Below are 2,185 nucleotides of genomic sequence, written 5' to 3'. Positions count from 1 at the left end.
CGGAAGTTTGACACCCCAAATCGCTGAAAGCCAGTACTGGCTTTATTTTTTTGTAAAATTTCAACATCTTGTAGACCGTAATGCCGTATTGTGGTACAATAATACTATAAGTTGTGGAGGTGTTCTATGCGGTTAAACAAAGTAAAATCCAAGAATGCAATCTCGTATTACATAATCCGTTCGGTCCGTCGCGGAGGGAAGAATTCTTCTGAAATAGTCAAAAAACTAGGGACTGAGAAATCAATCCGGGAGACCTATGGTGTCGATGATGTCGACGCCTGGGCCAGGGAACAATTGAGGCTGCTGAATGAGGAAGAGGCTGCATCTGATCATCGCGTGCTGGTTCCTTTCACAACCAATAGCACAATCGATATGAACACCCAACTATCTTTCAACTCGGGATATCTATTCCTGCAGCAGATTTATTATAAGCTTGGCCTTCCATCCATATGCCGTGCCATAAAGAAAGGCAATGCTTTTGAGTATGACCTCAACACAATACTTTCACGCCTCCTTTATGGTAGGATCCTTTATCCGTCTTCAAAGCTGTCATGCTATGAGCAGTCTCAGAAGCTGCTTGAACAGCCAGCCTTTGAACTGCATCAGGTTTACCGTGCTCTTTCAGTGTTATCTGAAAATTCCGATTTCATACAGTCAGAGCTTTATAAGCGCTCCCGGAAACTTGTAAAAAGAAATACAGGTATTCTTTTCTATGACTGCACTAACTACTTCTTTGAACTGGAAAAAGAATCCGGTCTTAAGCAGTACGGTCCCAGTAAAGAGCACCGTCCCAATCCCATAGTACAGATGGGACTGTTCATGGATAAGTCCGGTATTCCCCTGGCTTTCTGCATAAATCCCGGCAACCAGAATGAACAGCTGTCACTAAAACCTCTGGAGCAACAGATAATGAGGGATTTCGAGCTCTCAAAATTTATCGTATGCACAGATGCCGGTTTATCATCTGACGCAAACAGACGATTCAACAACTATGGTGAGCGGAGCTTCATAACAACTCAGTCTATCAAGAAACTCAAAAGTGATCTTAAAGAATGGTGCCTTGATCCCAGCGGATGGGAAACAGAAGGCAGCAAAAAGAAATATGACATTTCAAAGCTTGAAGACACTCCGGAGAACAGAAAACGCATCTACTATAAACAGATGCTTATAGAAGGATATGATGAAGAACGTGACATACCATTTGATCAGACGCTTATTGTCACCTACTCCCTTAAATACAGAGATTATCAGCAGACAATCCGAAGCCGTCAGATAGAACGCGCAAGGAAGCTTCTTGATAAGCCTGCCCAGGCTGACAAGCGATCTCAAAACGACGCAAAAAGATTCATCAAGAAAACTCCGTTTACAAATGATGGTGAAATAGCCAGCAAGGCAAGGTATGAAATTGATGAGGCAGCGATTGAAGAGGAAGCACGCTATGACGGATTCTACGCAGTATGTACTAACCTTGACGACTCTCCCGCTGATATCGCAAAGATAAACCATGATCGCTGGGAGATCGAAGAATCGTTCAGGATAATGAAATCAGAGTTTGAAGCAAGGCCGGTATACCTGCAAAGAGATGACAGAATAGAAGCTCATTTCCTTACATGCTTCATAGCACTTATGATATACAGGATACTCGAAAAAGAGCTTGATGAAAAATTCACCTGCGAAGAGATCGTAAGAACTCTGAGACACATGGAAATGCGAAAAGTATCCGATCAAGGATACATTCCCTGCTATACAAGAACTGAACTGACAGATGCATTGCATGAAAACGCCGGATTCCATACTGATTATGAACTGACAACCCCTAAAGTAATGGCCGGAATTATAAGAAGAACTAAAGGACTGTAGACGGTGGTCCTGTCTAGGACACCCTTAGTTCATATCCGCTTGTCAAACAGTACTCATGAGCCATATATCTGTCAAGGCCGTAGCCGCGGAGCGGTGCTTTGCAGCCTTGACAGATATATGGCTCATGATAAAAAGGTAATCAAGCGGATATGAACCTGGGTCTGGCGTAACCTTACGCCCTTCGCATTAATTCAGAGGCTTGCCGTAGGCAAGGCTTCCATTTCAAAGAGTATATACGCAACATTACGCATTTCACGTGATAAAAATAAAGCCGGAATCCTAGAAGTATACTGGGATTGCGGCTTTTTAGGTGTCAAAGATGGGA

Annotated in this window: 1 protein-coding gene; it reads left to right on the top strand. The window is 43.1% G+C overall.

Annotated features, from left to right (window positions below):
- Window positions 1-126: 126 nt before the first annotated feature.
- Window positions 127-1,860 carry an IS1634 family transposase gene (locus BMW61_RS21425; protein ID WP_091826111.1) on the top strand — a complete coding sequence of 578 codons (1,734 nt, stop codon included), beginning with the start codon at window positions 127-129 and terminating at the stop codon, window positions 1,858-1,860.
- Window positions 1,861-2,185: the final 325 nt, after the last annotated feature.

It is taken from the genome of Butyrivibrio sp. ob235 (assembly GCF_900109475.1).
GTDB lineage: Bacteria > Bacillota > Clostridia > Lachnospirales > Lachnospiraceae > Butyrivibrio.
Note: the sequence above shows the minus strand (reverse complement) of the source record. Positions and strands in the feature narration are given on the sequence as shown.

Excerpts from the sequence above, each read along its gene's own strand:
- BMW61_RS21425 (WP_091826111.1), top strand. The coding sequence starts at position 127 with ATGCGGTTAAACAAAGTAAAATCCAAGAATGCAATCTCGTATTACATA.